Here is a 26,134-nt window from a genome sequence, read left to right on the forward strand (position 1 = left end):
AAAATTGATAGCGCTGTCATTTTTTCTTCTATATGATGGTATTTACAACAATTTGAAGTTTGCGCTCAGCGCAGGTTAAGGAGCCGGAATGAAAATACAGAAAAAACTGCTCACCCGGGCCATCGCGGCCACGCTTTTAGTCCCGATGATGGCTAAGGCCGCCTGGGATAATGCTCAACTGCAGACCTTTACTGACAACACCACCTTCACATTTGCGGTCGAAAGCAATCATCACAATGGCAGCAGCAGCTTTCTGGCTTCTATCACCTTACAAAATGACTCAAAGTTAGCGCTACCAGCTGGCGAAAGCGACTGGCAGATCTACTTTCATTCAATCCGAAAAGTGGCCACTGAGCAGGCAAGTGGGTTGAAGTTTGAGCATGTAAATGGCGACTTACACCGTTTAGTGCCGACTAAAGCGTTTGCCGGATTAAAACCAGGAGAAACGCTGACCATTCCCTATGAAGCTGCTGCCTGGATAGCCGCTTATACCGATTTTATGCCGCGCGCATTTATGGTCAGTGGTAATTCAAAACCGGCCGTGTTCGCCAATACAGACAGCGAAAACATGCTGGACTTTGTCGCGCCTATTGTGCGTGATAACCAACTGGATCGTCACGGCGAGCCAAAAGACTTATCGCCGCGTGCAACCGCAGCTTGGCGTTATGAACAAAACCAGCAGACTGGCAAACTGTCTCGCGAAGACGCGCTGAAACGCATTATCCCTAAGCCGATGGATGTTGATTTCAATCGAGGTTATGCGGACTTGTCCAGTCAGTGGCAGATCCGTTACGCGGGCAGATTAAAAAGTGAAGTCGCCGTATTTCAGGAAGATTTGGCCGATTATGGTCTGACTTTGAAAGCACAGCCGGATCATATCAGTGCCGGCAAAACCAAAACAATCTATCTGCAAGTAGCGGACCTGAGCGATTTGGGCAGCGAAGGCTATCAGCTGGAAGTAGACGACAACAAAATTGTGATCACAGGCCATGACAATGCAGGCGTATTTTACGGTATCCAGAGTTTGCTTGCGTTATTCCCGGCAGATCAACAAGGCCAGATACAGGTGCCTAACGTAGAGATTAAAGATGCCCCGCGTTTTGGCTGGCGTGGCATGCACTATGACAACGGCCGTAACTATCATGGCAAAGAGGCGCTGTTCAAATTGGTCGAACAGATGGGCCGTTACAAGCTGAACAAGTTCCACTGGCACTTTTCTGAAGATGAAGGCTGGCGGCTTGAGATCCCAGGCTTACCAGAGCTGACAGATATTGGTGGTTATCGTTGCTTTGATTTACAGGAGCGAGAGTGTTTACTAACTCAGCTTGGTACCGGCCCGCATAAGTCGGGTTCGGGCAATGGTTATCTGACCCGGGATGAGTTTGTTGAACTACTCAAGTTTGCCAAGGCGCGTCATGTTCAGATCATTCCAGAGATCGAAGGCCCGGGTCATGCTCGTGCCTCGATTAAGGCAATGGAAGCGCGCTATCACACACTGATGGGAGCGGGCAAACCGGAGCTGGCAAAAGCCTATTTGCTCAGCGATCCGCAGGATACCTCACAGTACATCACAGTACAGAATTATACCGATAACTCAATGAATGTGTGTCAGGACTCGACCTATGCATTCATTGAAAAGGTGACCTATGAGTTGCAAGGCATGTATCGAGAAGCGGGTACGCGTCTGACCAACTTGCACTTTGGTGGTGACGAAGTGGGGGCCGGCTCCTGGGTTGATTCACCTGTATGTCAGGCATTATTTGCCGATCCTAACAATGGCATTGCCGGTCCGACCGATCTTAAGCCCTATTTTACCCAGCGAGTTGCCACCTTGCTGGCAAAGCGGGGCATTGCGCCGGGTGCCTGGGAAGATGGCCTGATGTACGACAAGGTTAACCCATTTAACCGCGATGCATTTCCCAATGAGGTCTTTACCGCCAATGTCTGGGATAATATCTGGGAATGGGGTGTCGCTGACAGGGCGCATCGACTTGCCAATGATGGCTACCAGGTAGTGCTGTCTCATGGCACGCATTTGTACTTTGACCACCCTTATGAGCCACACCCGGCTGAACGTGGCTATTATTGGGCTGCCCGCTACACAGACAGCAAGAAAACCTTCAGCTATATGCCGGATGATGTTTATGCCAATGCTGACTTTACCCGCAGTGGCGAGGTCATTGAAAATTTAGAAGCTCTGGTTGGGCGCCCGCTGCCCGAGCTGGAAAAGCCGGAAAATATTCTCGGTATTCAGGGGCAGGTCTGGAGTGAGACCATTCGTACTGAAGACCAGATGCAGGCGATGGTCTTTCCACGCTTGCTCGCGATGGCAGAGCGCGCCTGGCATAAAGCCGGCTGGGAAGGGGAACGCCTTGATAAGAAGCGCTTTGCGCAGGACTGGCATGGATTCTCCGTTGCTCTGGCACTAAAAGAGCTGGCTAAGCTGGATAAAGCCGGTGTGAATGTGAATCTCCCTGTGCCGGGCGGTAAGATCATTGATGGTCAGCTTCATGCGAACAGTGCATTCCCGTACTTAACCATTGAAGTGAGTCTTGATAATGGTAACAACTGGCAAACTTACACAGCTCCGATGAGTGTAAGCCAGTCTGGTGACGTATTATTACGTACCCGTTTAGGCGATGAAAAGTTCAGTCGTACTACCGGGTTAGACTAAATCACCCCATAGTGCCACCTTGGGGAGGGAGCACCTCTTCCCCAAGGTGAAGACATTTGATTACAAAACTAACTAGAAAAAGGCCAAATTTTAACGTAAAGTTAAATGTCAGCGCTGTCATTTTTGTGTTGAGACGAGCATGATGGCAGAACACTTGCTCAACTGACATAATTAAACCTTAACAACGAGAACAAGCTTATGGAAGCCACTGTGTCGAACACCACTAATCGAAGCAACGCCATCCCTTTGGCAATTGTTGCTGCTATGTTTTTTATATTGGGCTTTGTAACCTGGCTCAATGGCTCATTAATGCCTTATCTTCAGCAGGTCTTTGAGCTCAGCTCAATACAGGCTTCATTGATCCTGTTTTCTTTCTATATTTCAGTTACAGTAACTGCAATCCCATCAGCTAAAGTGATCAGGCGTGTGGGATATAAAAACGGCATGGCGATGGCTGTTGCCATGATGATGGCTAGTGCATTGCTGTACATTCCAGCTGCAAAAGCACAGTTGTTTTTCATTTTCATTATTGCACAGTTCACTATGGGTATTGCACAAACCCTGCTACAAACCGCAGTTAACCCTTATATAGTGCGTCTTGGCCCGGAAGAGTCGGCCGCGGCAAGGGTCAGCCTGATGGGGATCCTGAATAAATCTGCCGGTGTAGTCGCTCCGATTGTGTTTACTGCTCTTGTCCTCGGTGGATTCAGCGATGTGACAGAAGGTCCACTAACGCAAGCTGAAAAAGATACCATGGCCAATAACCTGATCCTGCCTTACCTTGGGCTTGCGGCCTTTATCGGTTTATTTGCCTTGGGCATTAAGTTTTCTCCACTCCCTGAGATAGAGGAAAAAGATGAGTCTGATTCGCACGGTACTGTGCGTGAGGCTTTAGCGCACCCGAATTTGGCGTTGGGTGTGGTTGCTTTGTTCTTATATGTTGCGGTTGAGGTGATTGCTGGTGATACCATAGGCTCGTTTGCGCTTGCCTATGGACAGGAAAACTATAGTGTTATGACTTCTTATACCATGACCTTTATGGTAATCGGTTATATCTTGGGGATCATTCTGATACCGCGACTTATTTCGCAGCAAACAGCACTGAGTGTGTCAGCTTTGTTAGGCTTAGCTTTGACCTTGGGCATTGTTTTCTCTGACCCTGGTAGCACAGTGAACCCATTCGGACTGGGTAGCATGCCTCTGGCCGTGTTCTTGCTAGCTGTGTGTGGATTGGCAAATGCGATTATGTGGCCCGCAATTTGGCCTTTGGCTTTGTCTGGACTTGGTAAGCTAACCAGTGTAGGCTCAGGCTTATTGGTAATGGGAATTGCAGGCGGTGCTTTTGGACCACTCTTCCTTGGAATAGCAAAAGGGGCCGAAGCTACCGTTGCATCCAGCCAGAACGCTTATTTAATACTGTTTCCGTGCTATGTATTCATTTTATTCTATGCCCTGAAAGGCCATAAGATGAAAAGCTGGAAATAGCGAAAAGAATTTCTATCTGTAAAGTAGAAATAATCCCGTGTGTAATGCCACCGCAAGGTGGCATTTTTTATGCCATTCCGTACAAGTTAAATGCCTCTCCCACCCTTCATTTGAGTTTGCTGATGTATTCCGCTGTCTATCCGTTATGCTGAAAATTGCGTAGAAAATTTCTCAATATTCTTACTGTGACAAAAATGTTACTTTGGGTGTGCGTTAAATAAACGCTAACTTAACTTTTAAGGAATAATAGATATGAAACTTCAAGTAAAAAAGAAAACGCTTAAAAAGATGTCTCTGGTGAACTCGGAGTTGGATATGAAAGAAACCATCAAGGTAGCCGGTGCGGCGGCGAGTGCCACGCATACTGTGTACAGTGTTGGGACAAATTGTGTAACCAACTAACCTGACAATATCCCGAGTCTTGCGGTAGTCGTTGAAGTTCTTTAAGTGCCGCAGTTATAGCATGACCATTGATTATATAAAAACAGAAATAAAACGATTTTGTAATTTAGCTTGATGAATGGGAAGATAGAATAAGAAAGAAGTGGGGCGACTGACGAGGCTTGAACTCGCGACAACCGGAATCACAATCCGGGGCTCTACCAACTGAGCTACAGCCGCCACAATAGATAAGAACACCTTTGTTGGTGTGGCGCGCATAATACATAAAAACGCGGGCTTTGCAAAGGGTTAAATTAAAAAAATCTCAAAGAAGTTCGTTGAGTATCCCCGAGTTGTACAGCTAATATTCATACTAGCTGGGTAAAATCGCTCCGCTATCTCACTCAAGTGCTTACAGGAGTCACTATGGAAACGATTGTTCATTGGGTCGATGATAACTCATCTCTTATCATACACCACCTTTTTCAGGGGCTGCTGGCCCTCATCATATTCTTCATTGGTATGAAGCTGGCAAAGCTTGCAGCAAACCTGACAGAAAAAGCGTTTAGTAAACGCAAAGTGGACAAGGCGGTTGGCGCGTTTGTTGGTAACATTGCTTACAGCATTGTGTTTGCCGCGACGTTGTTGATGGCACTGTCTCAGGTTGGCATAGAAACGACCTCCTTTGTGGCTATCCTGGGTGCCGCCGGTCTGGCAATAGGCCTGGCCTTACAAGGCTCCTTATCAAACTTCGCTTCAGGCGTTTTGATCATTATTCTGCGTCCCTTTAAGTCTGGTGATTATATCGAGGCCGGAGGGAAAGCGGGCAGCGTACAGCGCATCGAGATTTTTTCAACTGAATTAAGAACGCCAGACAACAAGGTCATCATTATGCCTAACTCGGCGATTATGTCAGGCGCGATCGTCAATTACTCTCGTGAAAAAACACGTCGTATCGATTTAGTTATCGGGGTGAGTTATGAAGCGGATCTCCGGGAAGCGAAAAATGTGTTAAAATCCGTGCTGGACAAAGAACCGCGGATCCTGAAAGAGCCGACTTATACGGTCGCCGTATTAGAAATGGCAGACTCCAGTGTTAATTTTGTTGTGCGCCCCTGGGTTGCAACATCAGACTACTGGCCGACTTACTTTGACCTTGTTGAGAATATAAAATTAGCATTAGACGATGCTAATATCGAAATTCCATTCCCGCAAATGGATGTTCACCTTCACAAAGACTAATTAATGACAGGTTTATAGGCAATGAAATTACAACTTTTATCTCTGTGCGTATTGGCAGCCATTAGCTCGAATGTTGCTGCGCAAGAAGCTCCTGCAAAGAAGCCAAAACAGCAAAAAACCTGGGATATCACCAGTGAAGTGGGGGCCATTATTACCAGTGGTAATACTGAAACCACGACGCTCAAGGGCGCACTTAAGGCCAAGCACAACCTTAAAAGTTGGCGCAATGAGTATAAGCTGGATGGGATCTACAAAGAAGACGAGATAGAAAACGACGATGGTGAGCGAGTCAGTGAGCGTACCAACGAGAAGTACTCAGTGTCGATGCAAGGTAACTACAAGCTAAACGAAGATCATAGCCACCTGTTTATCTATGGTGCCTACGATTCGGATTACTTTGGCGCCTATCGCAGCGAAACGGTTGTCTCAGTCGGTTACGGCTTGCGTCTGCTTAACCTGGATACTATGTACCTAGACGCAGAAATCGGTCCTGGTATGAAGCGCTTTGAATATCAGGATGACAGCACTGAGATAGATGAAAATGGTAACCCGCTTGCTGGAACAACCGAAAATGAGGTGATTGGTGTCGCTAAAGTTGATTTTGAATGGCAAGTGTCGGATAACGCACGTTTCACTCAGGTGGTGGGTGTCGAGTATGGTGATACCAACACGAAAACGACATCTGAGTCAGCATTGATGACGAAAATCAACGGCTCATTACAGATGAAAGTGGCGTACAATATTACCCATAACTCAACAGTGGACGAAGGTAAGGAAAATACCGATACGGAAACATCCCTTACGCTAGTTTACAGCTTTTAACATAATTAACTAAAGATATATCAAAAAAAGGGCGATAAGCCCTTTTTTTATGGCGTCATTTTTATGTAAAATACGCAATCTTTTTGGCTTATCGTAAAACAGGAATCAAAACCGGATGTCGTTTAAACGTATTTTTGCAGCAACCATGCTGGTGTTTAGTGCGGTTTCAATTGCCTTTACACCGACCGCGCAACAAATAGAACAGTTTAAAAAATTGCCAAAAAGTCAGCAGCAAGCGCTGGCAAAGCAATATGGCTTTGATTTATCGAGTTTGCCGATGGGGAATTCTAACAGTAAAGCGGCCAACAGCAGCAAGCCGAGCGTTTCTCAGCGCCAAGTTTCGGGTGAGGTACAGGAAGGTAATGTTGATCCTATGGCGCCAAAAGAGAAAAGGCTGGAAGCGTTTGGATATGACTTGTTTGCCGGTGAGCCCAGTAGTTTTGCGCCTTCCGAGATGCGCTCTGTGCCAAATGACTACGTTATTTCAAGCGGTGACGTGATTGCTGTTAGCTTCTATGGAAAAGACACTGCAACTCATGAGGTCTCCGTAGACATGGAGGGGCGCCTGCATATTCCAGGGTTCTCGCCAATACAGGTTGTTGGTCTTACGTATGCTGAGTTAAAAGCTATTATTGGCGAAAAAGTTAAAAACGAAGCCATTGGTGCAGATGTGTACGTATCTATTGCTGAACTAAGAAGTATACAAGTGTTAGTTGTTGGTGAGGCTTATCGACCTGGCAGTTATACTTTGTCTCCGCTATCAAATGTAACACATGCGCTTTTTGCTAGTGGTGGACTGACAAAACTTGCATCACTTCGCAATATTGAGGTTAAGCGACAGGGGGAAACCGTATCAAAGATCGATTTATATGACCTGTTGTTACAAGGAGATGCCCGTTCTGATGTGACTCTGCAATCGGGCGATGTCATATTTATACCCACTGTAGGCCCGCAAGTATCTGTTGAAGGATTGGTAAAACGCTCAGCGATATTTGAGTTGAAAGAAGGAGACACCGCTGAATCTCTAACAAGAATGTTTGGTGGTTTCAAAGAGGATGCCTTCCTACAACGCGTTCAGGTTACCAGGGTACGTGATAATGCAGTCAAGTCTGTTATATCAGTCGATTTCAGGGGAGAGCAGGTCGATTATACGCCAAAAGGTGGGGATGCAATAAAAGTTCAGGCAATCAATAGTGACATTGTTGACTCTATTTCACTCATTGGTGCTGTCACCAGGCCCGGAAACTATCAATGGTATGAAGGCGCAACACTTGACTCATATATTACTGATGTAAAATCAGACCTGCTGCCACAATCAGATTTATCTTACTCGATAATAGTCAGAGAAGCTGAGGAGTTGGGAGAAGTAAAGATCCTTCAGTTTTCACTACGAGAGGCGCTGAACACAAGAAGCATTCTTTTGCACAAAAATGACGAGGTTTACATCTTCAGCCGATTCAACTCGCAAGAGAAAGAAGATGAAGTGCTTAGAGACTTAGCGATGACTGCAGAGGAGCAAGAGTTACAAAGGAAGGTAAAGCTTTGGCATCTATATGAGAGGCGTCAATTTGAAAAAAAGGTATCATTTGATTTAGCGATGGATCAAGTGTCAGGGTCTAAAAAGAAAAAAGATAAAAAAAATAAAAAAGACTATACACCATCTGTGTTTGGGCGAGAGGCCTTGCTGTCACCTATAATGGCTCAGTTAAAATTCGAGTCCTCTACTGGCGTTGAAAAGCAAACTGTTGAAATTGTTGGACAGGTTCGCTTTCCTGGTAATTATCCAATCTCAGAAGGGATGGATATAGATAATGTTATTCAGGCCGCCGGTGGTTTGTTGTCTTCTGCCTATATGGAGTTTGCTGAAATTACCCGGATAACTGACAGTGGTGAAATTCAACATTTTAAGTCTTCTTTGCATACGGATAACAAAGAAAAGCCCTTTGTTATTGAGGAGCGAGATACGGTTAATATCCTTATGAAACCAAGCTGGCAAGATGACTATAAAGTTCACCTCAGAGGTGAAGTCGTATTTCCAGGTGAATACATCGTGAAGCGTGGAGAGGGGTTGTCGAGTCTACTGCAGCGAGCGGGTGGACTTACACAATTCGCTGATCCAAAAGCGGCAATATTTACACGCGAATCAATAAAAGAGCAGGAACGAAAGCAACTAGCACGCTTATCTGATGAGTTACGTAAAGACATTGCAGCAAGGAGCTTCCAGAAGTCAATCGGAACAAATACATCGCTGAGTTACGACGAAACAAATAAGTTGCTTAGAGACCTTGCAAGTGTACAGGCTATAGGGCGACTGGTAATTGATTTGCCCAGTATTATGGAGAGGACCGACTCGCTTGTACTGCAAGATGGAGATACGCTTTATGTTCCGGGTAAACGTGATTCAATATCAATAATTGGCGAAGTTAATTATAGCTCTTCACACTTGTTTAGAGCCGGTACCTCTATTGAACAATATATTGACCTCAGTGGGGGAATGAGAGACAGGGCCGATGTAGATAAGATATATGTCATCAAGGCGAGCGGTGCGGTATCAATCCCGAATCGAGGCTCATGGTTTGCGGTTAATAACGATGTACAGCTTGAAGCTGGCGACACGATAGTTGTACCTTTGGATGCCTCTCACATGGATAATTTGACATTATGGAGCACCGCAACTCAAATATTTTACCAGCTAGGTGTAGGTGTTGCAGCTGTGGCAAACATTAAGTGAGTTATCCCATGAATGAGAAGATTAGAAACACAGAAGCTAACTTAAGTAATGATAGCCTTGACTTTGAGCTACTTTTTCAGTTGTTCATGAGTAATAAGTGGAAACTGATAGGTATTTCATTTCTGTTCTCTGTTTTGGCAGTTGTTTATTCATTGTCTCTTCCTAATATATTTAAGTCTGAAGCTACTTTGATAACGGTTAGCAATAAGTCCGGTGATGGACTATCTTCATTATCGGGTGGATTGTCTGGAATAGCTGCTATTGCAGGTGTTAATTTATCTGGTGGGGATAGCTCTGAGGCAAAATTAGCGCTGGCTACTCTTAAGTCAAGGCAGTTTATTACTGATATAATTGACGAATATAGTTTGAAGAAGTACCTCTTTGCAGTTGAACGCTATGATTACAATAGTGGAAAACTGTATTTTAATAAGGATATTTATTCAGAGGAAAAAGATACGTGGGCCGAAATTGATGGGGAAAGTGCTGAACCTTCAGGGCAAAAAGCGTATCAGGAGTTTATTAATCAGTTTTCAGTGTTTGAAGACACGAAAAAAGGGGTTGTGAGAATTGCCTTTTTACACCAATCGCCCATGATTGCAAAATTCATAGTTGATAAAGTGATATACGAAATTAACACAAAAATGAAAAAGAAGGCAATTGAGTTAGCGGAGGGTAACCGTTTTTATCTGGAAGGGCAAATAGAGAACACGTCTGTCCTTTCTCTCAAAGAAAAGCTTTATGAGCTTATTGAGAAGCAGATTGAGACTGTAATGTTGGCAAATGTAAGAAAGGAATACATTTTTGAAACACTAGACCCCGCAATAGTACCAGAATTAAAAGCAGCACCAAACAGGGTTGTTATCTGCTTGGTGGGTGGAATACTTGGGTTTTTATTCTCAATCGCCTATGTTTTATTATTTTGCCGAGTTAAGTGATTCAGATGCAAGTGAATTTTGAGCTATTAATATCTTTATTTTTCCTAACGTTGGTACTAACTCAGAGTTTTAGGTATTGCGCTATAGCAGTCGGGTTAGTAGATAAACCATGTAAAAGAAAGACGCATAAAGGTTCTGTACCTCTAGTTGGTGGTATTGTTATTTTTACTGCTTTATTTAGTGTATCAAGATTCTTAAATCTTCAGCTTGATTTAATTAATCTGTATTTTATCGTATCTTTGGTTATTTTGGTCTTAGGAAGCTTAGATGACAAATTTGATTTGTCAGTAAGAATCAGATTATTTGTTCAAGCATCATGCGCATTGTTTTTGTCATTGGGTAGTGGCATTTATATTTATGGTGTTGGAAATTTATTTGGGTTTGGTATTGTTGAACTTGGCAGTTTTGGCATTGTTTTAACGGTAATTGCCTACATTGCATCTGTAAACTCATTTAACATGATTGATGGGATTGATGGCCTCGCTGGTATGATGAGCCTAACAGCTTTCTTGAGTCTAAGCTGGCTTTTATACCATGCTGAAAATGACTGGTATCTGCTAAGTATCCTGTTTATCCCGGCAATTATCGGCTTTCTGATCCATAATTTGTTTTTCCCTAAATTAGGTAAGGTCTTTCTGGGTGACGCCGGAACTATGTTTATTGGTTTCAGCGTTATGTGGTTTATCGCTATATGTGTAGCTCAAGAAGTAATGAAGCCCGTTGTAGCACTGTTTATTGTGGCTGTTCCACTGATGGACATGGCTGCGATCATGGTAAGAAGAATAAGAAAAGGTGAGTCACCATTCAAGCCAGACAGAGATCACTTGCATCATATATTTGAAAGGCTAGGCTTATCTAAAAAGGCCACTTTATTTATTGTCAGTTTATCTTCTGGTTCGATGGCGGTTTTAGGGCTTTTAATTGAACAGTACGATTGTCCGGAGTGGATAGCACTTCTAATATTCTTAACAATATTTGGAATATACAGCTATACACTAATTCATATTTGGAAAGTTTTAAGTTGGATTCGAAAGATTAAGTTATGAAAGATTCAAAAGTAGCAATAATTGGGCTTGGTTATGTCGGCCTCCCGTTAGCTGTTGAGTTTGGTAAACAGTATCAAACACTTGGGTTTGATATTAACCAAAAACGAATTGACGAGCTAAAAGCTGGTCATGATTCGACTCTGGAAGTAAGCGATGAGGAACTAAGCGGATCGCAGCATCTGCAATATCACAGCGATGAAAAAGTACTGAACGATTGTGACTTTTTCATTGTAACTGTGCCTACACCTATCGATAAGCATAAAATGCCAGATTTAACACCGCTGAAAAAGTCAAGCGAAATGCTTGGTAGGGTTATCAAGCCTGGCGCTATCGTGATATTTGAATCTACAGTGTATCCAGGGGCTACAGAGGAAGATTGTGTCCCTGTGATTGAAAGTGTTTCAGGGCTTACTTTTAACAAAGACTTTTTTGTTGGCTACTCTCCAGAGCGTATTAATCCGGGTGATAAAGAGCATAGAGTTACAAATATACTGAAGGTTACCAGTGGTTCTACACCTGAGATAGCTGAGAAAGTAGATCAATTATATAAGTCTGTTATTGTTGCCGGCACTTATAAAGCCTCTAGTATAAAAGTGGCTGAAGCTGCAAAAGTGATAGAAAATACTCAGCGGGATGTCAACATTGCTTTGATCAATGAACTGTCTGTGATTTTTAATAAGTTAGGAATTGACACGCTAGAAGTGCTGGAAGCGGCTGGTACAAAATGGAACTTCTTACCTTTCCGTCCTGGCTTGGTGGGAGGTCATTGTATTGGAGTAGATCCTTACTATTTAACCCACAAAGCACAGTCTATTGGCTATCACCCTGAAATGATTTTAGCCGGAAGAAGGCTGAATGATGGTATGGGGGAGTTTGTCGTTTCTCAGTTAGTTAAAAAAATGCTGAAGGAACGAATCCATGTTAAGGGAGCTAAGGTACTCGTAATGGGACTGACCTTTAAGGAAAACTGCCCTGATCTTCGAAATACCAAAGTGATCGATATCATTGCAGAGTTAAATGAATATGGCATTGATGTAGACGTAGTAGACCCATGGTGTGCCAGCAAAGATGCTGAAGCTGAATATGGTATTCAGTTGACAGACACACCTAAAGATGGCAGTTATGATGCAATTATCATCGCGGTGGGACATAACCAATTTAAAGCTCTGGGCGCTGAGGCAATAAGGGCATATGGAAAAGAGTCGCATGTTTTATATGATTTAAAATATGTACTCGATAAGAGTGATGTTGACCTTAGGCTATAGTCATCAAGACTGCATGATTTGAATTGATATGGGCTTCCCTACGGTAAGCCCTTATATTTTTTATGGGAAAGAAAAGTGAGCCGTTTCGAAGAAGTAAAGCAAGACTTAATTAAATCTCCAAAAGTATGGCTGGTAACTGGAGTTGCAGGCTTCATAGGGTCAAACCTGTTAGAAGCGTTACTAAAACTAGATCAAACTGTTGTTGGATTAGATAATTTTGCGACAGGTCACCAGCGAAATTTAGATGAAGTCAAAGGGCTTGTGTCATCAGAGCAGTGGGCACGGTTTACCTTCATAGAAGGCGATATTCGAAATCATGCGACGTGCGAGGCGGCCGTTAAAGATGTCGATTATGTATTGCACCAAGCTGCGCTCGGCTCTGTCCCCAGATCAATCGCTGATCCTATAACTTCAAATGAGACCAACATTAGTGGTTTTCTTAATATGTTGAATGCAGCTAAAGATGAAGGTGTTGCAAGTTTCACCTACGCTGCGAGCAGCTCAACTTATGGTGATCATCCAGCTCTACCAAAGGTAGAGGAAAATATTGGCAACCCTTTATCTCCATACGCTGTAACAAAGTATGTCAACGAGCTATATGCGAGTGTATACGCAAGAACGTATCAATTTAAAGCGATTGGCTTAAGATACTTTAATGTATTTGGTCAACGTCAAGATCCAAATGGTGCGTATGCAGCGGTAATACCAAAATGGACATCGTCAATGATAACGGGTGACGACGTTTTCATTAATGGCGATGGTGAAACTAGTCGTGACTTTTGTTTTATCGAAAATACGATTCAAATGAATATCCTGGCTGCAACAGCACCAGACAGCGCGAAGGATGAAGTTTACAATGTGGCTGTCGGTGATAGAACAACATTGAATGCGCTGTATCAAGCAATCGTTGCTGCGCTTGCTGAGAACGATATCTCAGTAACTGATGAGCCTGTTTACCGAGATTTTCGGGCTGGAGATGTCAGGCACTCACAAGCCGACATATCGAAAGCGAGTGAAAAATTGGGATATGCTCCTTCTCACAACATCCTTCAGGGGATAAGCAAGGCGATGCCTTGGTACAAGCGTTTTCTAGCACGCTAAAGTAATGAAAGCAGTTAGCCTTAAAGTAAACATTGCAGCCATGACAGGGCTGCAAATCGCAACGTATATAATCCCGTTTGTAACGTTACCATATTTGACTCGGGTATTGGGCGTTGATGAATGGGGTAAAATTGCTTTTGCACAAGTGGTTGTTCAATTTTTGACCATCTTGGTTGATTATGCATTTTCATGGTCAGCAACTCGGGATGTTGCTGTTGCTCGAGACTCCAAAAGTCAATATAGCAGTATTTTCTGGTCCACATTTTTTGCGCAGCTCTTGTTGCTTGGGATATCTTTTATCATTGTTGCTGCTCTTGGTGCTTTTGTTAACTGGGAAAGCATAGATGCGCAATATTTGTTGGTGGCTAGCATAAGCTTGGTAGGCCAATTGTTGTTTCCTCAGTGGCTATTACAGGGGTTGGAGAATTTAAAAGCACTGGCAGTAATTCAGGTGGCCTCTCGTTGTGTCCTTATTCTCCCTGTTTTTATACTTGTCTCTGGCCCACAAGACGCTAAATTGGCACTGTTCATTCAGTCGGTTTCAGGTGTTATTGCAGGTATATTCACGTTTGCTTATTTTTATAAGAAAAAGATAGTCATCTGGGTTAAACCATCTTTTAGCTCGGTATACCAAGTACTAAGGCAAGGCACATCTTTATTTCTTTCAAAAGTGTGGATTGCGTTGTATACCAATTGTGTGCCTTTCTTGCTTGGGGTCGTTGCAGGGCATGAAGCCGTCGGTTTTTATAAGCTTGCGGAGCGCTTTAGAACTGCAGCACAGTCTCTTCTGCGGCCATTCGCAGCAGCTATTTTTCCTCGCATGAGTCACTTGCAAAATTCAAATGAAGCAGAGGCAGGTAAGCTTTTAAAAATTTCTTTAATGTTAGTTATCGGGATAGGAGGAAGTGCTAGCCTCAGTTTATTCCTGCTATCTGAATATTTAGTGCTTCTATTAGCTGGAGAAGCATTTTTGGCAGCAGTGCCTGTTTTAGAAATTTTATCAATTGTACCTTTGGTTGTGGGTATCTCAAATGTTTTGGGAACGCAGGTAATGATAGCCAAAGGGAAAGTTCAGCCATTTAATCGCATTATATTATCGGGTGCTATTTTAGCCTTGTTGGTTGTTTATCCTTTTTGTTATTACTTCGGTGCAAACGGTGCAGCACTAACCACGCTTAGTGCGGAATTTTTAGTTACTATATTAATGTTTATTTACATTAAAAAATCAAATTATATTTAGTGGTGAGTGGTATGGCTAGTCATAAGAAGTTTTTAGTAATTGGTGCTGGTTTCTCTGGTGCAGTGTTTGCCCGTGAAATGGCCGAATCTGGGCATCAGGTTAAGGTCATTGATGAACGAAATCATGTTGCAGGTAATTGTCATACTGAACGAGATTCAGATACCAATGTAATGGTGCACGTATATGGCCCACATATTTTTAATACATCAAACGAACTTGTTTGGGACTATGTAAATAGATTTGGTGAGTTCGTTCCTTTCATTAATAGAGTTAAGGCCTGCGTGAATGAGCGCGTCTATAGCATGCCGATAAATCTGCACACTATTAATCAGTTTTTTAATAAAGCTATGAGCCCATCTCAAGCTGAAGAGTTTATTAAACAGTTGGGGGATAGCTCTATTATAGAACCTCAGAATTTTGAAGAACAGGCACTCAAGATGCTCGGTAAGGAGCTCTATGAAGCTTTCTTTAAATTCTATACCATCAAACAGTGGGGAACTGAGCCTAAATACCTTCCTGCATCTATATTAAAAAGGTTACCTGTCAGATTTAATTATAATGATAACTACTATAATAAAAAATATCAGGGTATACCTAGGCACGGATATACAAGTGTTGTTGAGAATATACTCCAGCACGATAATATCAGCGTGGAACTTGGCTGTAAGTACTCAGAAGGGATGGAGCAAGAGTATGACCACATGGTTTATACCGGTCCGCTGGATGCGTTCTTTAATTTCGAACTTGGTTCATTAGGATATCGAACCGTATACTGGGAAAAAGAAACACACGAAGGTGACTTTTTGGGTAATGCAGTTATAAATTACCCAGGTATAGATAAGAAATACACCAGAGTCCATGAGCATAAACACTTTGCACCTTGGGAAGAGCATGAAAAAACATCTGTTTTCTATGAATTCAGTAAAGAGACGTCAGAGAATGATATCCCCTATTATCCTAAGAGACTGAAAAGTGATATGGATCTTTTAAGTATGTACCTTGAAAAAGCCAAACAGACCACAAATGTGTCTTTCCTTGGTCGACTTGCTACTTATAGGTATATGGATATGGAAAAAGTCATCGAAGAAGCGATTGATTTTGCAGAACAAGCAAAGCTTGCTGTATCCGAAGGAAAAGCAATCCCTGCTTTTGGAGTGCCTTGTGAGTAATAAAAACTACTTGATTGTTGCCCCTGATTTTTACCCAGTTAATGGCGGCTATGCGAATGCGATCTCAAATTTCACCAATGCTCTATTAGAGCGGGGTGATATAAACGTGACTGTAGTGACAACCTCCTTTCTTGGCGGTGAAAAAGAGCTTGTCCATGACCGGCTGCAAGTGATACGTGTGCCTGAAGCCAAAGTCTTGAAAAAGTATAGCAGTATTGTTAGGCAGTTTAGCTTGGCTAAACAGGTGGTTGAACAAATTACGTCCGGACGATTTCATCATGTCCTGGTGGAAACGTTTGAGAATCCAATTGCGTTATCAATAATTTTGAATAAATTGAGTAATGAGGAACTTAAACGCCTATCTGTCAGAATTCATGCAACATCAGAAACGGAAGGGTACATGTATGGTAAATCGATATTGTCCAAATTATACTTCTGGCTAACGAAACGAAATGCGAAGGCGCTCAAGAATATACTCAGTACTAATAGCTTTTATATCGATTTCGCAAAGAAACATTGGCTGGGAGATAGCGTTCTATCTACATACAAAAACTACGACATCGTTCCTAATATAGTATCGCCATATAGTTGTGAAAGTGTGATTGACAGTGATAACAAAGTCCGTTTCTTTACATTGGGTCGAATGAATGAAGCGGGGGTAAATCAAAAGAATTTTGATCTAGTACTTCAGGCAATTTCTGTGCTGAAAAATGACAGACCTGACATATTTGAGCAAATCTTGGTCGAGATCGTTGGGAGTGGTGAGTACAAGGTCCGCCTTGAAGAAATGGCCAATAAACTTGAACTGATGGAAGCTGTGAACTTCATTGACAGGTTGCCTAACGAAGACATCAGGAAAAAACAGGCATCGTCAGATGCTGTCATATTGGTATCTAGGTATGAAGGACAAAGTATGTTTGCATTAGAGGCTCTCGGTGCAGGGGCGCCTCTGATCTTGTCAAAGGATACAGGCGCATCCGATCTTGTGCGGGAAGGAGAGAATGGTTACTTGGTAAATTGTGATTCTCCGTACGAGCTGGTTAATGCAATGGTCAAGATCGCAGAGCAAGATGTAAACAAACTCAAACAGGCTTCATCAAGAATGTTCCATGCTCAATTCTCTGCCCAGGAAGTGGTTAAGAAGTTTGTTTCTTATACTATTCGTACTGAAGCTTCTATAAAGTAAATTGGTAACGCTATGAAAACAATTGTAATATTTATTCATAGTATGTCCTCGGGCGGCGCAGAGCGCGTGACCTCGATCTTGTCTAATAATTTAGTCAAGCAAGGTTATCGCGTTATTCTGCTGACTCATAAGTCAGCACAGAGTGATTTTTATTATCTTGATCCTGCAATCGAGCGAAGCCAACTACCTGAGATGGGAGAAGTTAAAGGTGCTATTGGACGAGTTATTAATAATATCGAAATAGTACGCCATCTGCGGAGGTTGGTTAAAAAAGAAGCGCCCGTCGCAGTTGTTGGGATGATGAGTCACTCAGCTGTACATGTTGCATTGGCCGGTATTGGTGGTAGAAACTGCGAATATATCGGTTCTGAACGAAGTTATCCGCCTAAGGTGCCTTTGGGCCGAGGGTGGGAGTTAATTAGGAAATACGCATACGGATACTTGAGTCGATTAGTTGTACTGAGCTCAGAGTCAGAGATGTGGGCTAGTCAAAATACGAATTGTAAATCTGTAACTATCATACCTAACCCTGTTGAGCTGCCGCTTCAAACTAGCAAGCCAATATTGCCAGTTGAACGATTTATAAGAGCAGATCAAAAACTTCTTCTAACTGTTGGAAGGTTGGGAAAAGAAAAAGGCCACAAGGTCTTAATTAAAGCTGCTGCACCAGTATTGAAATGCCATCCTGAATGGAAGCTGGTAATAGTGGGCGAAGGGCCTGAGCGCGAAAACCTGGAACAACTGATTCGCGAGCTTGGAGTGCAAGACAGGGTCGCCTTGCCTGGTAAGGCTGGTAACATTGATGCATGGTATAATAGGGCTGACGCGTTTGCGCTTACGTCGGAACTCGAAGGCTTCCCTAATGCGTTGGTTGAAGCGATGGCGCATGGCACAGCTGTTGTTAGTTTTGATTGTGACACTGGTCCGAGAGATATCATTGAAAATGGTGCAAATGGTTTTCTAATCCAGCCCTCCATTGATGCACTCACTGAGCATTTAACAGTATTGTTTTCAGATGAGGGGATTAGGAAAGAGCTTTCGAAAAATGCACTTGAAGTAAAAGAGCGCTTCTCTATAAATAAGTTTATTAACAACTGGCTTGATGTGATAAATGGTTGATTTAAGTGTTAGAACGTTTAGTTTTGAGCTTTTATTACTTAGCCTTACTTTATTGCTACTAATATTCGCTATTCTGCGTTATACCTTGTCTTTTAAGCAGGCATGTACTGTCGCTTTAATAAAATGCGCACTGTTTTTTTTGTATTTTTCTGGTCTGTTAGGGGCATCTTGGACTCATTCAGATGACATAACTTATCTGGAGCATGCATTTGAGCTTTCTGAAAGCTATAGCTTATCTGAGTTAACGTTTAGTTTGGATGGTTATATTAGTATGATGGCCATCTCTGGTGGGCGTCATATTCTTTATACATGGTGGAATGTATTAGCAACTGAGGTTTTCGGACATGTCTATTACGCACCAATAGCATTGAATATATTAGTTTCTGCTTTGTCTGGAGTGATCTTTTTTAAGATTGTTAGGCTTGAAGCATCTTTGAAGTATTCACAGTGGTGTACTGTTTTTTTTCTTACACATTTGGACATGTTAACTTGGAGCTCTTTAATAAATGTTAAAGGGACCTTGGTGGTTTTTTTAACTTTGTCTCTGTTATATCAAACGATCGTTTTTTTTAGAGGGAAAAATTTTACAAGTCTGATTTTAATATTGCTTATATTGTTTATGTTTTTGTGGATAAGATTCTACATTCCTGTGTTATATTTGGTCTCGGTAATTTTGCTGGTGCTGATCCTTTATCGTAGTATTTTTGTTATGTGTGTTTTTTCTCTAATTTCTGCGGTGGCTCTAGTGTATATAATACCTAAGGTGGATTTTTCCTTGCTTAACCCATTCGGGTTTGTATCAGGGGCCATACGGTTTTTACTTACTCCTCAGCCTTGGGGAATTGTCGATAGTTATAAGTACTTATTTTTGTCTTCATTTTTTAACCTATTTATGTTTATTCCTCTTTTGTTTGGGGCTTATAGAGTTTATAGATGTTCCGAAGTAGGCAAAGTAATTGTAGTTTATTTTTTCGTTTGCTTGGGATTGTACTCTATTCTTCCTGAGCTGCAGGGGCCAAGGCACAGATATCAATTTATACCTTTGATTGCATTAGCTCAGTTTCATTTTTTATTCTGTGTCTGCAAACATGCTATGAAAAAGATTGAAAAGAGAGCTGCTAGAAATATTAATGATGATGGAGATGCCTCGTGTGTGGTATAGCTGGTTTTTTACTGAATGACCCCAATGCAATTGATGTGGCAAAAGGGGAGGAAATTTTGGACTTAATGGGAATGCAGATGCTTTCTCGTGGTCCAGATGATTCTGGCGTTTATTTTGACGAAAACAAAGGTTTGGGGCTGTCACATCGCCGTCTTTCTATTCACGATTTATCAACGCATGGTGCTCAGCCTATGCAAAGTCCTTGCAAAAGGTATCAGATTGTCTTTAATGGTGAAATATATAACTTTCTTAAAATCAAGGCTGAGCTTGAGTCATTAGGTGCTACGTTCATTGGTAAATCAGATACAGAAGTCTTGCTTCGTGCTTTGATTACTTTTGGTGTAGAACAAACGCTCACCAAAGTTGAAGGGATGTTTGCTTTTGCCTTGTGGGATTCGACTAACAGCGAGTTATATATTGCTAGGGACCGAGTTGGTGAAAAGCCTCTATATTTTGCGAACTTCCCTGAAGGTCTCGTGTTTGGCTCTCAGTTAAATACTCTGAAGGCCGTGCCATTTTGGCAGGGTGAAATTGATAAGCTAGCTTTATCTATGCTACTGCGATTTAAGTCTATTCCTGCACCGTACTCGATTTATCAGCAGGTTCAAAAGCTTGAACCTGGACACTATATCAGAGTGTCTAAGAAAAGCGGTGAGCTCCAGGTAGAGCAGAACGAATATTGGTCGTTTTCTAAAGTAGCAACAGACGCAAGCAAGTCATCGACCCTAGAGGGAAAGTCTGATGCAGAAAATATTGACCGCTTAGATCAGCTTTTGACGACTTCAATCAAAGATCAGATGTTATCAGACGTGCCTTTGGGCGCTTTCCTCTCTGGCGGCATTGACTCTTCTACGGTTGTTTCCATTATGCAGGCGCAGAGCTCGCGTAAAGTTAAAACGTTTTCTATTGGTTTTGACGTAAAAGACTACAACGAAGCAGAGTTTGCCAAGAGTGTTGCTGAGCATTTAGGTACAGATCACACTGAGCTATACGTATCTCAGCAAGATACACTGAACGTAGTGCCGCAGCTAAAAGACATTTTTGATGAACCCTTTGCTGATGCATCGCAGATACCAACCTATTTGGTGAGCAAGTTAGCTAAAAGCCAGGTCACTGTTTCTCTTTCTGGTGATGCAGGCGATGAACTTTTTTGTGGTTATTCGCGTTATCAGCTGGCTGAATCTTTATGGCATAAAACGCGAAAAATACCTAAACCAATCAGAACTCTTGGGGCTGGCTTTGCTGGCTTCGTTCCCGAAAAGTTCATTCATAAAGGCTTATCATCACTTCCTGCTTTGCAGAAAAAATTTGATTATTTTAACTTAGGGCTACGTTATCTTGAGCATGATAAGTTTGCTCATTTTTATATGGAGCTAATGAGTTATTGGAAAACCGATGTAGATCCTACAAGTTTACCATTTGGCCAATTAGCACAAGCGTGTGAGCGACTTGATCTGAGGCAATCTGCTATGCTTTTGGATTCAGTCACATACCTTCCTAGTGATATTCTCACTAAGGTTGATCGGGCGGCTATGGCGGTCAGTCTGGAGACTCGAGTACCTATGTTGCATTCGGAAATCATAAAGTTTGCGTGGGAACTTCCATTGAACATGAAGGTGCGTGATGGTCAGGATAAATGGATACTTAAGCAGGTACTTAATCGATATGTGCCTCAAGCATTATTCGATAGGCCAAAGAAAGGCTTTGGTGTTCCACTAGGGGCATGGCTAAAGGGGCCGCTAAAGGAATGGGCGGAAGACCTGCTAGATAGAAAAGTGCTGCAGCGTCAGGGATTTCTTGATGCTGATGAAGTAGATGAAATGTGGAAAGAGCATATATCCGAACGCTATGATCACAGCTCTAAACTTTGGACTGTTTTAATGTTTCAGGATTGGTATAAAAATACTCACCATGGCAAAATATCAAAGTAAGGTTTCGAGTGAAAATACTTGTTGTTACACCCTCTTTTGAAGCTGGAGGGGCTGAGAATATCGCTGTGATGGTTGCTAATGGCTTGAAGCAAAATGCTCAGAAAGTGGACGTGTTCACACTAAATGGCCAAGGCCCACTTAGGGCAAGGTTGAGTACATCTATTAAAGTGAAAGTGGCAGGCTCAGTGCAGGCCTCAAAAGCAATATTAGAACTGAGAAAGTACATACGTGAACATAATGTCGACGTGATATTTTGCTCTTTGGGGTATATGGTAGCGTTTTGTAAGTTGTCAATTATCTTGAGTGGTAAAAAGGTTAAATTAATTGCCCGTGAAGCGACTATGCCTTCGGCTGCAGCTTCACAGCGAAGCTCGGTTAGCCAGTATGCTTTTCGTGCTTTGATATCATGGGCTTATAGGTTTAGTAATTTAGTTATTGCGCCATCGAAAACGATAGCGTCAGATATAGAAAATTACTATCGAGTTGGTCGCAATGTACATATACTAGCAAATCCAGTTAATGCCGTTGAGTTGCAGGAAATGGCGAAGGCAGATGTTGCCTGGGAACTGCCTTTTAAACCAGAAAGCTACACCGTTATTTCTGCTTTGGGTCGATTGCATCAAGTAAAAGATCATGAAATGTTGATCAAGGCATATGCGCTAACCAAATCGAAGAGTCGTACAAAGTTGGTTATTATAGGTGACGGTGAAGAGAAAGAGGCTTTGAGTAAGCTAATAGCGGAAAAGGGCCTTAAAGATAACGTGTTTTTACTTGGACATAAGTCAAACCCGTTCCCCTACCTTAAGTTGTCCTCTATATTTGTTCAAACATCCAGGCTTGAAGGGATGCCCAATGCGCTTATACAAGCATCAGTGCTAGAGAATCACTTATTGGCGACTGCCTGCCCTGGTGCTGTCAGTGAACTGATGCCCGAAGATAATTTAGTTAGTGTTGGTAATGCGCAAGAGTTAGCTCGGAAAATTGACAGTTGTCTTCAAAAGGGGATATCCGCTACTCGCTTAAACTTGCCACTACATTCAGAGTCAGAATACTGCTCCGAACTTCTCCGCCGGCTATAGAGCGTTACAATGAATATTTTACATATTATTACCAGTTTAGGAATGGGCGGGGCGGAAGCTATGCTATATAAGCTCATTCAAGCTCAACCTCATCATAATCATATCGTTATTTGTTTAAATGGAGATGGCGTTTATAAAGATAGGTTGGAAGATCTTGGTGTGGAAGTTATATGCTTATATCCAAAAAAACTCGATGTTTTTACTCGGCTTGCTAAATTATCACAAAGGGTAAAGAGTTTCTCACCGGATGTAACTATGGCTTGGATGTATCATTCATTTATATTTTCTTTATTTCTGAGCGGGCGGAAGAAGACAATCTGGAACGTGAGGCAAACTTTAGATGGTCATAAGTCTGATAAACTAATGACCCGTATTATTATACGGATAGCCGGTTGGTTAAGTTTTGTTCCTATGTTTATTTGCCATAATAGCCAAAGAGGTATATTGCAGCATGAACGGATTGGTTATAAGAGCCACAAAGCAAAATTTATTCCAAATGGTTTTGATGTCGATAAGTTTAGTTTGAATTATCCCGATGTTAGTACTCAGGGTAAAGTGAAGTTCGTAAATGTCGCCCGGAACCATCCTGCAAAGGGGCATGATATTTTGTTTTCTGCTTTTGACCTCTATCTTAAAAGCTATGGCGATGCCACTTTGGATTGCTATGGGTATGGAGTCAATGAGCAAGAAATGCAACTAAAGACTCACTATCCAGATATCGTTAATAAAGTGAAATTACATGGGGTAAGTACGTCCATTCAGGAGGTGTTATCCTCATATGATGTTTATGTCAGTCCCTCCAGGAAAGAAGGTTTTCCTAATGTGGTTGGTGAAGCGCTTGTAGCTGGCTTGGTTATAGCCGCTACGGATGTGGGGGATTGTAGCAGCGTTGTGAGTTGTCATGGTGTTTTAGCGTCTGAAGTTAACGCAGCCGCTCTTGCTCAAGCGATGCAGCAAGCTAGCACGTTTTCTTTCGACAAAAAGAGCCGATCTGAGCGAACTCGTTATGCTGCAGATGCATTTTCGATGGAAAATGTTGTGGCGTCATATGAGCAGTTATACAACCAAGTTAAGGCAAGTACATGAATATTCTAATAGTCCAGAACTCAGCTAAAACAACCTGGAGCTTTAGAGAGTATCCTATTAGAAGACTCATCGATAACGGTCACTCTGTCTCAGTGGTCTGTATTCACGACTGTCAGGAGTCGATAGATAAACTAGTGAAAATAGGTGTGAATGTTGTTTCTTTACAGCCACAAAATCACTTTAAAAAAGCACTTGGGTTAACTAAGTTAGTGCGCAGGGTTGTATCTGAACATGATATAGATGTCATCATGTGTCATTTCGTTACCACTTTCTTGCTTGCATACCCCGCACTTTGGTTATTTAGGAAAAAGACCATCCTATTTATCGAAGGCTTGGGTACTTTACTATATCGTTCAAAAGCATTCGCGAAGGTCGTAAGGTTGTTAGCAAAGCCTGGGTTTCGTAGAGTCTTTATGAACAATGATGAGTACAGAATTTTAGGCTCTGGCGAAGATCTTGTTTTAGGAGGCATCGGCCTTGATTTAAACAAGTACACACTTCAGAAAAAGCATAAGAAAGCACTTTTTTCAATGGTGTTTGCTGGCCGCCTGATCAGTGACAAAGGAATCTATGAAGCTGTGGAGATATTAAGGGGACTTCTGGCTCGCCACGTTGATGTTCAACTTGATATTTTTGGTGATATTTACCCAGCCAATCCAACTTCGCTAAGCAAAGAACAATTAGATATTTTGAAGCGAGAGTTCGGGGACAGAATTCAATTTCATGGTTATGTGAGTGATCTACAAGATGAGTTAGTTAAGGCTGATCTATTGTTATTACCTTCCCGGCATGAAGGGTTCCCCGTGGTTGTTATGGAGGCCTCTGCATCGGGCACCCCAAGCTTAGTTTTTGATGTACCGGGCTGCCGGGATGCCGTACAAAATGGCATAAATGGGATCGTTGTACCATTAGGTGATGTGGCGCTTGCAACTAAAAAGGTGGCAGACTTGATTGACTTAAGCGATAAAGAGTATCAAGCATTTAGCGAACGCTGTGTTGTGTATGCCAGAGTGAATTACGATGCAAACGATAAGTTTAATGCGGTGAGCCGCATATTGTAGTTCACTCATTTCATAGTGGTTTGTAAATTTCAAATCGATAATGAGTGATGGTCCCAAAATTTAGCACACGCATTTAGATACATAATCTGTTATTGATTCCAATACAAACTCAGTAGATTATGAGCAGGGAGCACATAAGCGACTCGTCAGAATTTGAAGCAAAAGTGGCCCTTGCAGCTGCCAGAGGTGATAATACAATAGCTGACTCGGCAGCTCACAACAATATTCATCAGACCCAGATCACTACCTGGAAAAACGAGCTGATACAAAATGCCGCTAGCTTGTTTACCGGAAAATCTAACTCTGGTCAGCAATCAGATGAAGATGTCGAGAAATTGCACGCTAAAATCGGTCAGTTGACAATGGAGAATGATTTTTTGGCGAAAGTGCTCGGTCGTTAGCAAGAGCACATAAGAAAAATAAACTCGACAAAACACATTCGCTGGCATTAAAACGCCAGTGTGAATTGCTGGAAATTAGCCGTGCTTCTGCCTATTACAAGCCCAAAGGTGAATCGCAGGAAACGCTCGACATTATGAAGGCGATTAACGACATACATCTGAAGTATCCATTCATGGGTAGCCGGCGGATCGTCGACGAACTGGCCAAGTTAAACTACCAGGTCAACCGCAAGAAGGTGACGAGACTGATGCGTTTAATGGGGATCTTGGTTTTGTATCCAAAACCGAAAACCACTGTGCCTGACAAAGCCCACCGCATTTACCCTTACCTACTCAGGGATACAGAGGTAACGTATGCAAATCAGGTGTGGGCAACAGACATCAGCTATATCCCGATGGCCAAAGGATTCGTGTATGTTGTTGCGATCATAGACTGGTTTAGTCATAAGGTATTGTCGTGGAAACTATCGAACACGCTTGATACGCATTTTTGCCTCGAAGCATTGGACGAAGCGCTGCAACGTTACGGTAAGCCCCAGATATTTAACTCAGATCAAGGGTGCCAGTTTACTAGCGATGTATTTACGGGCAAACTGAAAGAGAACGGCATCAAGATAAGCATGGATGGCAAGGGCCGCTGGGTCGATAACGTCATGATAGAACGGCTATGGCGAAGCCTGAAAAAGTGTAACTGAAAGCATACGACTCATATCAGGGAAGCGGAGCGAGAGATAAACAACTACTAGGGAGGTTGTGCACCTAAAACATGGCTGTATGTGTTTAATCAATGGGGCCATGCTTTTCTCAGTCTGTTAGCATTTGTGTGAGTCTTGTGAAGCGTCCATGTATAGTACAAGGAACAGGTTAACCAACATCGTCACTCTTGTCGACGACTCAAATATTTCAAGTTTCGTTCACTCTTTGTGTCGTTCTTCTGTGTTATAACCATAATACGTAAACACGGAGTCAAGTTGATTTTGGAAGATTCACACTCAATGCCATTTTGAATGTGAGCAAC

Annotated in this window: 19 protein-coding genes, 1 tRNA gene and 1 pseudogene; 20 read left to right on the plus strand and 1 reads right to left on the minus strand. The window is 42.4% G+C overall.

Annotated features, from left to right (window positions below; all coding sequences use genetic code 11):
• Positions 1–88 precede the first annotated feature (88 nt).
• The 3 genes from L1285_RS10835 (at position 89) to L1285_RS10845 (ending at position 4,561) form a co-directional block, all read left to right on the plus strand.
• The gene (locus L1285_RS10835; protein WP_235412338.1) at positions 89–2,674 is read left to right on the plus strand and encodes a family 20 glycosylhydrolase; all 2,586 of its coding nucleotides are present in this window, start codon (positions 89–91) and stop codon (positions 2,672–2,674) included.
• Between the two features lie 198 nt (positions 2,675–2,872).
• The gene (gene nagP, locus L1285_RS10840; RefSeq protein ID WP_235412339.1) at positions 2,873–4,159 is read left to right on the plus strand and encodes an N-acetylglucosamine MFS transporter NagP; all 1,287 of its coding nucleotides are present in this window, start codon (positions 2,873–2,875) and stop codon (positions 4,157–4,159) included.
• A 252-nt stretch (positions 4,160–4,411) separates the two neighbouring features.
• Entirely contained in the window at positions 4,412–4,561 is a 150-nt protein-coding gene (locus L1285_RS10845; RefSeq protein WP_235412340.1) for a hypothetical protein, read from the plus strand.
• Between the two features lie 143 nt (positions 4,562–4,704).
• Here the strand turns inward: L1285_RS10845 and L1285_RS10850 are convergent.
• Positions 4,705–4,780 (minus strand) — tRNA-His (locus tag L1285_RS10850).
• 186 nt (positions 4,781–4,966) lie between these two features.
• Between L1285_RS10850 and L1285_RS10855 the strand changes: the two genes are divergently transcribed.
• From L1285_RS10855 to L1285_RS10935, 17 genes and pseudogenes are all read left to right on the plus strand, one after another.
• Complete coding sequence (locus tag L1285_RS10855) at positions 4,967–5,782, plus strand: mechanosensitive ion channel family protein (RefSeq protein ID WP_235412341.1); 816 nt, start codon at positions 4,967–4,969, stop codon at positions 5,780–5,782.
• A gap of 21 nt (positions 5,783–5,803) precedes the next feature.
• On the plus strand, positions 5,804–6,604 hold the full coding sequence (locus L1285_RS10860; protein WP_235412342.1) for a DUF481 domain-containing protein: 801 nt from the start codon (positions 5,804–5,806) through the stop codon (positions 6,602–6,604).
• Between the two features lie 115 nt (positions 6,605–6,719).
• Complete coding sequence (locus L1285_RS10865) at positions 6,720–9,335, plus strand: polysaccharide biosynthesis/export family protein (protein WP_235412343.1); 2,616 nt, start codon at positions 6,720–6,722, stop codon at positions 9,333–9,335.
• Positions 9,336–9,343: 8 nt separating this feature from the next.
• Positions 9,344–10,270, plus strand: a complete 927-nt coding sequence (locus L1285_RS10870) for a Wzz/FepE/Etk N-terminal domain-containing protein (protein ID WP_235412344.1) — start codon at positions 9,344–9,346, stop codon at positions 10,268–10,270.
• A gap of 5 nt (positions 10,271–10,275) precedes the next feature.
• Complete coding sequence (gene wecA, locus L1285_RS10875; RefSeq protein ID WP_235412345.1) at positions 10,276–11,316, plus strand: UDP-N-acetylglucosamine--undecaprenyl-phosphate N-acetylglucosaminephosphotransferase; 1,041 nt, start codon at positions 10,276–10,278, stop codon at positions 11,314–11,316.
• Complete coding sequence (tviB, locus tag L1285_RS10880; protein WP_235412346.1) at positions 11,313–12,581, plus strand: Vi polysaccharide biosynthesis UDP-N-acetylglucosamine C-6 dehydrogenase TviB; 1,269 nt, start codon at positions 11,313–11,315, stop codon at positions 12,579–12,581. The genes wecA and tviB overlap by 4 nt, the downstream gene beginning before the upstream one ends.
• A 75-nt stretch (positions 12,582–12,656) precedes the next feature.
• A complete protein-coding gene (locus L1285_RS10885; RefSeq protein WP_235412347.1) occupies positions 12,657–13,682 on the plus strand; it encodes an NAD-dependent epimerase/dehydratase family protein in 1,026 nt (341 codons plus the stop codon).
• Positions 13,683–13,686: 4 nt separating this feature from the next.
• The gene (locus L1285_RS10890; RefSeq protein WP_235412348.1) at positions 13,687–14,922 is read left to right on the plus strand and encodes a flippase; all 1,236 of its coding nucleotides are present in this window, start codon (positions 13,687–13,689) and stop codon (positions 14,920–14,922) included.
• Between the two features lie 11 nt (positions 14,923–14,933).
• Positions 14,934–16,091, plus strand: coding sequence for a UDP-galactopyranose/dTDP-fucopyranose mutase family protein (locus L1285_RS10895; protein ID WP_235412349.1), 1,158 nt, complete (start codon positions 14,934–14,936; stop codon positions 16,089–16,091).
• A complete protein-coding gene (locus L1285_RS10900) occupies positions 16,084–17,277 on the plus strand; it encodes a glycosyltransferase family 4 protein (RefSeq protein ID WP_235412350.1) in 1,194 nt (397 codons plus the stop codon). The genes L1285_RS10895 and L1285_RS10900 overlap by 8 nt, the downstream gene beginning before the upstream one ends.
• Positions 17,278–17,289: 12 nt before the next feature.
• A complete protein-coding gene (locus tag L1285_RS10905) occupies positions 17,290–18,396 on the plus strand; it encodes a glycosyltransferase family 4 protein (protein WP_235412351.1) in 1,107 nt (368 codons plus the stop codon).
• On the plus strand, positions 18,389–19,558 hold the full coding sequence (locus tag L1285_RS10910) for a hypothetical protein (protein ID WP_235412352.1): 1,170 nt from the start codon (positions 18,389–18,391) through the stop codon (positions 19,556–19,558). Before L1285_RS10905 ends, L1285_RS10910 begins: the two co-directional genes overlap by 8 nt.
• The gene (asnB, locus tag L1285_RS10915; protein WP_235412353.1) at positions 19,546–21,489 is read left to right on the plus strand and encodes an asparagine synthase (glutamine-hydrolyzing); all 1,944 of its coding nucleotides are present in this window, start codon (positions 19,546–19,548) and stop codon (positions 21,487–21,489) included. The genes L1285_RS10910 and asnB overlap by 13 nt, the downstream gene beginning before the upstream one ends.
• 8 nt (positions 21,490–21,497) lie before the next feature.
• The gene (locus L1285_RS23865; RefSeq protein WP_235412354.1) at positions 21,498–22,568 is read left to right on the plus strand and encodes a glycosyltransferase; all 1,071 of its coding nucleotides are present in this window, start codon (positions 21,498–21,500) and stop codon (positions 22,566–22,568) included.
• Between the two features lie 9 nt (positions 22,569–22,577).
• A complete protein-coding gene (locus L1285_RS10925; RefSeq protein ID WP_235412355.1) occupies positions 22,578–23,654 on the plus strand; it encodes a glycosyltransferase in 1,077 nt (358 codons plus the stop codon).
• The gene (locus L1285_RS10930; protein WP_235412356.1) at positions 23,651–24,715 is read left to right on the plus strand and encodes a glycosyltransferase; all 1,065 of its coding nucleotides are present in this window, start codon (positions 23,651–23,653) and stop codon (positions 24,713–24,715) included. Before L1285_RS10925 ends, L1285_RS10930 begins: the two co-directional genes overlap by 4 nt.
• 119 nt (positions 24,716–24,834) lie before the next feature.
• Positions 24,835–25,808: pseudogene (locus tag L1285_RS10935) on the plus strand (IS3 family transposase); the annotation flags it as partial.
• Between the last annotated feature and the right edge of the window lie 326 nt (positions 25,809–26,134).

This window comes from Pseudoalteromonas sp. DL2-H2.2, assembly GCF_021532535.1.
Lineage (GTDB): Bacteria > Pseudomonadota > Gammaproteobacteria > Enterobacterales > Alteromonadaceae > Pseudoalteromonas > Pseudoalteromonas rubra_A.

Coding starts and splice junctions, on each gene's coding strand:
- nagP (WP_235412339.1), top strand. CDS start 2,873: ATGGAAGCCACTGTGTCGAACACCACTAATCGAAGCAACGCCATCCCT.
- L1285_RS10925 (WP_235412355.1), top strand. CDS start 22,578: ATGAATATTTTACATATTATTACCAGTTTAGGAATGGGCGGGGCGGAA.
- L1285_RS10895 (WP_235412349.1), top strand. CDS start 14,934: ATGGCTAGTCATAAGAAGTTTTTAGTAATTGGTGCTGGTTTCTCTGGT.
- L1285_RS10870 (WP_235412344.1), top strand. CDS start 9,344: ATGAATGAGAAGATTAGAAACACAGAAGCTAACTTAAGTAATGATAGC.
- L1285_RS10890 (WP_235412348.1), top strand. CDS start 13,687: ATGAAAGCAGTTAGCCTTAAAGTAAACATTGCAGCCATGACAGGGCTG.
- L1285_RS10905 (WP_235412351.1), top strand. CDS start 17,290: ATGAAAACAATTGTAATATTTATTCATAGTATGTCCTCGGGCGGCGCA.
- tviB (WP_235412346.1), top strand. CDS start 11,313: ATGAAAGATTCAAAAGTAGCAATAATTGGGCTTGGTTATGTCGGCCTC.
- wecA (WP_235412345.1), top strand. CDS start 10,276: ATGCAAGTGAATTTTGAGCTATTAATATCTTTATTTTTCCTAACGTTG.
- L1285_RS10930 (WP_235412356.1), top strand. CDS start 23,651: ATGAATATTCTAATAGTCCAGAACTCAGCTAAAACAACCTGGAGCTTT.
- L1285_RS10855 (WP_235412341.1), top strand. CDS start 4,967: ATGGAAACGATTGTTCATTGGGTCGATGATAACTCATCTCTTATCATA.
- L1285_RS10835 (WP_235412338.1), top strand. CDS start 89: ATGAAAATACAGAAAAAACTGCTCACCCGGGCCATCGCGGCCACGCTT.
- L1285_RS10910 (WP_235412352.1), top strand. CDS start 18,389: ATGGTTGATTTAAGTGTTAGAACGTTTAGTTTTGAGCTTTTATTACTT.
- L1285_RS10865 (WP_235412343.1), top strand. CDS start 6,720: ATGTCGTTTAAACGTATTTTTGCAGCAACCATGCTGGTGTTTAGTGCG.
- L1285_RS10860 (WP_235412342.1), top strand. CDS start 5,804: ATGAAATTACAACTTTTATCTCTGTGCGTATTGGCAGCCATTAGCTCG.
- L1285_RS10845 (WP_235412340.1), top strand. CDS start 4,412: ATGAAACTTCAAGTAAAAAAGAAAACGCTTAAAAAGATGTCTCTGGTG.